Below are 7,290 nucleotides of genomic sequence, written 5' to 3' on the forward strand. Positions count from 1 at the left end.
AGGGCTCCGGTCGGGGGTTCGTCGTCGTATGCCCGAAGCCACTCCCCTCGGGGTTTCCCCGCCGCCCGCCCTCCCGTGGCATGAGGGTCGGGCACCTCGGGAGCGGGTGACACCGGACGCGGGCTCGGCGGCCCTTCCGCACACACAGATTGCTGCTGGGAGCGGGGTGGGGTGCCGAGATCACGGGAAACGGTGCAGATCACGTGTTTCGCGCGCCGTGATCTGCACTGTTTCCCGTGATTTCGTCCGTGCCGCCTCGGGCGGCGATCGGACTCAGCGGTGGGGTGGCGCGGCTCGGACGGCGAGCTAGTTCAGCGGTGGAGGACGAAGGTGTGGAGGAGGACACCGGGGACCGCGGCGATCACCATGCAGATGGGGATGCACAGCACCCACGTGGCGAGCACCGGGATCGCGTAGCGCATCCGGACCCCGGTCCGTCCGCCGATGAACTGGGTGCCCAGGTTCGCCGCCGTCACCGTGTAACTGAGGGAGGCCGGCACACTTTGGAAGAAGGCGGCCATGAGCAGGTACGAGGTGCTCGTGATGTCGGAGACGAGCGACCGGACCGGGTCCATCCGGGTCATCGTCCGGCCGAGCATGTGGACGATCCGCCAACCACTGCGTGCGGTCCCCGCGGCCAGGACGACCGCGAGGACGATCCGCAGCCACCAGGGGATGGTGAGTTCGCTCGGGTTCACCCCGTGCCCGGCGGTGTAGGTCATGAGGGCGACGAGGACGAGCGCGGCGGTCTTGCCGGCACTCTGCACCCCGTGGGCGAGTGCCAGTCCCCCGGCGAGGACGGAGTCGACGGTGCGGGCCATCCGGTAGAGAGGCTTGGGTGCCTCGGAGCCGACGAACCGGGAGACGACGGCCATGAGGACGAAGGAGAACGCGAAGGCGAGGATCGGCGCGATGAGCAGCGGCGCCAGGATCTCCTGGGCGAAGTTCCCGACCTCCACGTGACCGCCGAGTGTGAGCCCCGCACCCAGGAGTCCGCCGATCATGCAGTGCGTGGACGAGACCGGCATGCGCCACAGGTAGGTGAGGACGTTGAAGAACCCACCGGCGATGAGACCGACGGAGATGATGAGCAGGGTGTTCTCCGCCGCGGCCGGGAACTCGACGATGTAGTCGGCGAACACGACGGCCAGCGACTGTCCGATGAGCGCGCCGATGAAGTTGAAGGACACCGTGAGCCACAGGGCCGCGCGGGGTTCGAGCGCCCGGGCACTCACCGCGTTGGCGACGGTGACGCCCATGTCGTGGAAGCCGTTGACGAAGGTGAAGCCGAGTGCCGCGAGGACGGCGAGGACGAGAAGGAACTCCACGCCGGTGCCTCAGGATTCCTTCAACGCGATCCGGGCGACGACGTGGCCCACTCCCTTGAATGCCTGGGAGATCTCGACGAACGACTGTGACACCTGGAGGGCGGCGGCGAGGAACACGAGGCCCTGCCGGGAGGCCGGGACCGCGTCGGACACCTTCTGCTGGAGCGCCACGGCCCGGCGGTGCAACTGGTCGACGGTGACGACGTACTCCCACTGGTCCGGTTTACCGCTGAGACGGCCGACCATCCGCGTGGTCTGGTCGACCTGGGTCGAGGAGAGCGCGAGCATCTCCAGGAGCCCGGGCGGCAGTTCCCGGAAGGCCGAGGAGGACATGGCGAAACCGAGGGCGGCCTGGCGGTAGCAGACCTCGCGGAGGGCGTCGGCCAGTGCGTAGATGTCCTCGCGGTCGAGCGGAGTGATGAAGTTCTCGCGCATGACGCGGACGATCGCGGCGACCGCCTCGTCGGCCCGGTCGCACAGGCTGTCCATCCGGTGGGAGGCCTCACGGCGGTCCTCTGCGGGGATCCCGGAGAGCTCCGCGAGCACGAGGGCGGACTCCTGCAGGAGTTCGGCGAGTTCGCCCAGGCCCTCGAAGTAGACCGCTCCCTGGGGTGTCCTTCGCAGACGCACTGCGACCTCCTGCGCGAATCCGGATCGGTATGTCGATGTGTGGGTGGGGTGCCGACCCGAGAGCGCCTCTCGGCGGTAGGCCGCTCGTGGCGGCGTGAGTTGGAGCCCGGGGCTTCAGCGGGCCGACACCCCTGTGACGCCAAGGCGCCACGCCTCCACCCTACAGGCGGGGGAACCACGCACGACAGGCGCGCAGGTGTGCGTTCGGTCAACAGAGGTCGAACAGGTCACGCACGGGGGATGACCAGGGCAGGTCCCGTCGGTGTTCCGGCGGCACCCGGGATTCAATCGAGGGTGCCGGCGCGCCAGGCGCGGGCGGCTGCGACGAGGTCCTCGGCGAGTCCGACGAACCCGGCCAGGTCCGCCGATTCCTCCGCCTCGTCGACGGCCCGCCCCCGGATCGTCACGGTCACGAAGGCCGCGGCGCGGGCGAGCGCGGTCGCGTAGTCCCCGGTGAAGGCACCGGCGAGGATCCGGTCGGCGGCGCGGGCCACCTCGTCGGGTCCCGGTGGGGTCTCGACACCGGCGACCACCTCGGCGACGGAGGAGTCGTGCATGCCGTCGCGGTACCAACGGGCGGCCTGCGTGGGCGAGCGTCGGATCCACTCGCGCAGGGCGTAGAGCCGCCACAGCGAGCCGGGCAGGCTCACGGCCGGCGTCCCGGCCCACATCCGGGCGATCACCTCGATCCCCAGGTCCTCGGCGAGCGACACGAACCGCGCGACGACCACCGGGTCCTGCCCCTCGCCACCCGCCGCCGAGGCGCCCTGCCCACCGGACTCCCCTGCACCGGGTGGCCCGGACCGGGTCGTCCCCGCCCGGGGCCGGTCCACCGGCGGGACGAGGAGGGCGGCCGTCGCATGGGCGAGTTCGGCCTGCGCCGCCGGGTCGGACTCGGGGTCGCTACGGTCGATGTCGGCCACGGGGACGGGCCGGTGGAATGCGCGGGTCATCGCCACCCAGGGTAGTCCCGGGTCGGCACCGGGGACAGGCCCGCGCGGACGACAGGCCGACACGAGGCACCGGGGACAGGGCGCCTCGGCGGCGGGGACCGTGCGGACCCGGCCCGACGGGTCCTGCCTGCGGGGTTCCTGCGGATCGGGGGCGGTGCGCGGCGGCCCGGCCCACGGGAGGCCTCGCGTCCGTAGACTGCCCGTGAGCGCCCGGCCGTCGGCGCGGGTCCGCGGGCCCGTCCGGTGTGGCGGGTGCGCACACCGACCCCACGAGAACCACGAGGAGTCCCATGGGCAAGAAGGACACCGTCATGAAGGGCCTGGGAATGGCCGGGAAGTTCGCGTTCAAGGACGACGGTTCACTCGATCCGCGGGCGCACGGGGTCGTGCAGCGTCTGCTGTCGGTCCAGCGGCCCGTCGTGCTCGCCTACATCCGCACCCTGCGGCGGCGGCATCCCGAGGCGTCCCCGCAGGAACTCGCGCAGATCATCTCGAAGCACTACCTCCTCGCGACGACCGGTGGCGGCGCGGCCGTCGGTGCGACGGCGGCGGTGCCCGGGATCGGGACCGGACTGGCCGTCGGGGTCGCCGCGGTCGAGACCGCCGGGTTCCTGGAGGGCAGTGCCCTCTACGCGCAGGCGCTCGCGGAACTCCACGGGCTGCCGGTGCGGGACCCGGAACGTGCGAACGCCCTGGTGATGGGGCTCATGCTCGGGCAGTCGGGCAGCGATCTGGTCCGCCGGTTCGCCGGGCAGGCGCGGGGTACCAAGAACGGTAGCGGCGACGGCGCGGACGCGATCACGAACCAGTGGGGGTCCCTCGTCGCCAAGCAGATCCCCGCGCAGGTCCTCGAGGCGCTCGTCTCCAAGCTCAAGAAGACGATGGTGCGGAAGTTCGCCGCCAAGGGTGCCGGGTCGGTCATCGGGCGGATCCTGCCCTTCGGCGTCGGTGCGGTGATCGGCGGGATCGTCAACCACCGGATGGCCAAGCAGGTGACCGAGCACGCGCGGACCGCCTTCGGTCAGTTCCCCACGACATTCGACCCCGAGCTCGACCCCACGACGGCGAGCAGCGAGTCCGACCACCACCTCATGGGGGCGGTCAAGAACTTCACGAAGTTGCTGCGGGGGCGTGGTGTGCCCATCGGCAAGCCGGACCCGGAGGACGAGACCGCGCCTGAGACGGTGGACGGCGAGGTCGTGGGCGAGCGCCCCCGCACCTACCGTCCCGACGTCCGGAACTGAGGCCCCGAGCAGTGCCGGGCCCGGGCGGCAATCGATTCAGCGGCGGTCGCGTGGTCGGCGGACGATCATCCCGGCGATCGCCAGTAGGAAGACCGCGAGCAACACCATGCCGCCGGCGCGGACGCCGGTCATCCGGACGTCCTCCTCGCCCATGCCCGCCTCGACGGGTGACGCCTCGTCGCCCATGTCCGACTCCGCGGCAGGGCCCGAGGCCGGTGGCACCGCCACGGGTTCACCGGTGAGCGAGAAATCCACGGCCGAGGGCTGCGACCCGAAGCACTCCAGCCCCAGGTAGTACCGCCCGGCGCGGATCGTCGTGTCGTCGGCGGGCAGCACGATCCGGTGGACGTACCGGTCGTCGTCGGTCGGTTCGAGCGCCTGTTGGTAGACGATCGTCGCCGCACCGTTCTCCAGGACCGAGGGGCCCGTCTCGTCGCGGTACTTGCCGACACGGACGGCGGCGCGTTCGTCGGGTCCGCACGCCTCGGTGTCGAACAACAGGCCCCGGGCCGGATCGGTCACCTGGGCGATCGTCGGGGAATCGGTGGTGAGGACGGCGCCGGAGGGCGCTTGGTCCGCCGAGGCCACCGCGTGGTCCGGGTCGTCCTGGGGGACGGAACCCAGGCCCATGACCAGCCAACTCTCGCGGGTCTGGCTGCCGGAGGAGCCGCACACGTAGGCGGCGGTCTTCTGCCCGGGTGTCCATGTCCGGTCGCCGACGGTGGCGCTCCACCGGTCCGCACCCGGCGTGGGCCGCCAGTCGAGGACACCCAGTCCGTCCTCGTCGACGGGAACGGTGGTGGAGAACCACTCGACGTCGGGGTCGTCCTTGTCCATGAAGGTCACCCGGAGGTCGCGGGTACCGGCCGGGCAGTCGTAACTGAACTCGATGCCGGTCGCCACACTCGCCGCGTAGGTGACGGTCTTCGGGTCGTCCGCGGTGCCGGCGGGTGCGCTCGGGTCCTCGAGGGAGCCTTCCTCTCCGGCACCGTCCTCGGTCGCCGAGGGGTCCTCGCCGGTCCCACCGCCCCCCGCGCCCGAGGCGCCCTCTCCCTCACCGTCGCCCGCGCCGGAGCCTTCCTCACCCGCACCATCGGAGTCCTTCCCGGACGTCGACTCGTCGGGGACCGAGAACGCGGTGCGTTCGTCGGAGGGGTCGCCCCAGTAGACGGGGCCGTCGTCGGGGATGGAGGGGCCGGAACGGTCCGGACGGGGCATCGAGTCCTCCCCCGGGCGCGAGGTGATCGGCGAGTCCACGAGGTCCTCGGGTCCCGACTCACGCGTCGGGACGGGGTCCGGGTCGAGATCATCGTCCGGGGAGGTGACCGGTTCGTCCGGATCGGGCCACTGCGGCCAGGGATTCTGCGGTTCCTCGGGATCCTGCGGTGCGGGTTCTTCCGGATCCGGTTCCTCCGGTTCGTCCTCCTCGGGCCAGGGGTTCTCCGGCCAGGGGTTCTCCGATGGTTGCGGCTCCGGCCACTGGTCGTCGGAACCGTCGCCCCACTGACCGTCGCCCCAATGACCGTCGCCCCATCCGTCGGACCCGTCGCCGTCCTCGGATCCGGAGTCGCCGGACCACGGGTCGTCGTCCCAGGTGTCGTCTCCCCAGGAGTTCTCTCCCCGGTTGTCGCCCCACTGGGCACCGAGGGAGACGGGGCGGGTGTCGGTGGAGGGCGCCTCGGGAGCGGGGAACGGCGTCATTGCGAAGGTCGACGTCGTGGTCGAGGAGGAGGGCACGGCCGTGGCGGGCGGGGCGGTCACGTCCGTGAACGCGCCGAGGAGGAGTGCACCGGCGGTGATCAGCGCCGGAAGGGTCCGGCGGTGGCCGGAGGACACGCGAGTGGAGCGCACGGCGGACCGTGCGGTGGTGCGGGAGTGGGGACGACGAGGCATCGAGTCGGTGGGGCGCTCAGGCTTCCGTCGGGGTGGGTCCGGCGACGGTGGTCTCGCTGGTGACCGAGGCCGCGGCGAGCACCGAGCGGGTGCGGCGACCGGGCCGCCCGCCGACACGCGGCTTGCGGGCGGCGGGTTTGAGGAGGGAGCGCGCACGGGCGTCCTCCGCGATGCGGGCATCGGTGAGGAGGGATTCGGCGGTCCGGTCGGGCCGGTGAGCGGGTGCGGGGCTCGTGGTCATGCGCGGGGTCCTTCCGGGAAGTGCGGCACATCCGTGATCACGGTCACCACCCTAGGAAGTCGGTATGACCGAAGGGCGACGAACGTCCGACGATCGGACAACGGACCGGCCACGACTGTGATGTGAGGCGGGGGCCGTCGTCACCGGACCGTGATGCTTTCGACCGAGAACCGTGACGAAGATGTGACCGACGGCACGTCGAGCGTGGAGGACGGAGATCAGCAGCGGATGCGGGTGCGGCGTTTTCTCCTCGGCGTGCCGCGCGGTCTACACTGTCCCCGGTGAACTCGCGGGTCCCGGACCCCCGAGCCACCCGGGCCTCTAGCTCAGCTGGCAGAGCAGCGGACTTTTAATCCGCGGGTCGTGGGTTCGATCCCCACGGGGCCCACCCGTACCGGAAGGGCCGCTTCCCCAGTGTTCATGCGAGGAAGCGGCCCTTCTGAGCTCCCGGCGTCCGGTCCGTTCCCGGTTTCCCCGACCGCCCCGGCCCCGGCGGAACCGACGCCTCACAGGGTTGATACGTTCCGCGCCGGACCGGCCGGACTAGGCTCGGGGCCATGGAGTTGAAGAACGCACAGGACGTGTCCACCGCCCCCGTCGTCGCCGCAGGGCTCCTGGGCGGCTACCTCACCGCACGGGAGACCGGCATCCGTCCTCTCGGCGGCGCCGTCCTCGCCGCCGCCGGCATCTGGGCCGGTCGCACGTGGTGGAAGAAGTCCGGACCCGTCGCCACCGCCGCACTGAGCGCCACCTACCTGCTCGGATTCGGGCTTTCGCACCCGCTGGCCAAGAAGATCGGCGCCTGGCCCGCGGTCCTCGGTGTCACGGCCGTGTCCGCCGGCGCCGCGTACCTGCTCGTCGACGCGATCGACACGGACGACACCACCGAGTGACCTGACCACACGACGCCGGACGCGCCAGGAGTTCCGCACGCTCCTTCGGGTCTGCACTCCCCCGAATGTCAGATGCAGGAAGCGGTCTGAGATGTCGTGTGCGCACAC

The 7,290-nt window shown here is 71.4% G+C and carries 7 protein-coding genes and 1 tRNA gene; 3 read left to right on the plus strand and 5 right to left on the minus strand.

Going from position 1 to position 7,290, the window contains the following annotated elements; genetic code table 11:
* Positions 1 to 311 precede the first annotated feature (311 nt).
* The 3 genes from AAD496_RS14765 to AAD496_RS14775 form a co-directional block, all read right to left on the minus strand.
* A complete protein-coding gene (locus tag AAD496_RS14765; RefSeq protein WP_349829636.1) occupies positions 312 to 1,328 on the minus strand; it encodes an inorganic phosphate transporter in 1,017 nt (338 codons plus the stop codon).
* Positions 1,329 to 1,337: 9 nt separating this feature from the next.
* The gene (locus AAD496_RS14770) at positions 1,338 to 1,958 is read right to left on the minus strand and encodes a DUF47 domain-containing protein (protein WP_349829638.1); all 621 of its coding nucleotides are present in this window, start codon (positions 1,956 to 1,958) and stop codon (positions 1,338 to 1,340) included.
* 284 nt (positions 1,959 to 2,242) lie between these two features.
* Entirely contained in the window at positions 2,243 to 2,911 is a 669-nt protein-coding gene (locus tag AAD496_RS14775; protein ID WP_349829640.1) for a hypothetical protein, read from the minus strand.
* 290 nt (positions 2,912 to 3,201) lie between these two features.
* Here AAD496_RS14775 and AAD496_RS14780 point away from each other — a divergent pair, with 290 nt between their 5' ends.
* Positions 3,202 to 4,155 (plus strand): hypothetical protein, encoded by a 954-nt coding sequence (locus AAD496_RS14780; protein WP_349829641.1) that lies wholly within the window; start codon positions 3,202 to 3,204, stop codon positions 4,153 to 4,155.
* A 36-nt stretch (positions 4,156 to 4,191) separates the two neighbouring features.
* On the opposite strand, the gene AAD496_RS14785 is transcribed toward AAD496_RS14780, so the two are convergent.
* Positions 4,192 to 6,006 (minus strand): hypothetical protein, encoded by a 1,815-nt coding sequence (locus AAD496_RS14785; RefSeq protein ID WP_349829643.1) that lies wholly within the window; start codon positions 6,004 to 6,006, stop codon positions 4,192 to 4,194.
* 58 nt (positions 6,007 to 6,064) lie between these two features.
* Positions 6,065 to 6,289 (minus strand): hypothetical protein, encoded by a 225-nt coding sequence (locus tag AAD496_RS14790; RefSeq protein WP_349829645.1) that lies wholly within the window; start codon positions 6,287 to 6,289, stop codon positions 6,065 to 6,067.
* Between the two features lie 315 nt (positions 6,290 to 6,604).
* On the opposite strand from AAD496_RS14790, the gene AAD496_RS14795 reads away from it, so the two are divergent.
* Together AAD496_RS14795 and AAD496_RS14800 are read left to right on the plus strand one after the other, a co-directional pair.
* Positions 6,605 to 6,677: transfer RNA gene (locus tag AAD496_RS14795), tRNA-Lys, on the plus strand.
* A gap of 169 nt (positions 6,678 to 6,846) precedes the next feature.
* Positions 6,847 to 7,182, plus strand: a complete 336-nt coding sequence (locus AAD496_RS14800) for a hypothetical protein (RefSeq protein WP_349829646.1) — start codon at positions 6,847 to 6,849, stop codon at positions 7,180 to 7,182.
* Positions 7,183 to 7,290: the final 108 nt, after the last annotated feature.

Source organism: Brevibacterium litoralis, assembly GCF_040212315.1.
In the GTDB taxonomy this organism is placed as follows: domain Bacteria; phylum Actinomycetota; class Actinomycetes; order Actinomycetales; family Brevibacteriaceae; genus Brevibacterium; species Brevibacterium litoralis.

Bases quoted from the DNA above. Each gene is read 5' to 3' on its own strand.
- AAD496_RS14775 (WP_349829640.1), bottom strand. From the start codon at position 2,911: ATGACCCGCGCATTCCACCGGCCCGTCCCCGTGGCCGACATCGACCGT.
- AAD496_RS14780 (WP_349829641.1), top strand. From the start codon at position 3,202: ATGGGCAAGAAGGACACCGTCATGAAGGGCCTGGGAATGGCCGGGAAG.
- AAD496_RS14790 (WP_349829645.1), bottom strand. From the start codon at position 6,289: ATGACCACGAGCCCCGCACCCGCTCACCGGCCCGACCGGACCGCCGAA.
- AAD496_RS14800 (WP_349829646.1), top strand. From the start codon at position 6,847: ATGGAGTTGAAGAACGCACAGGACGTGTCCACCGCCCCCGTCGTCGCC.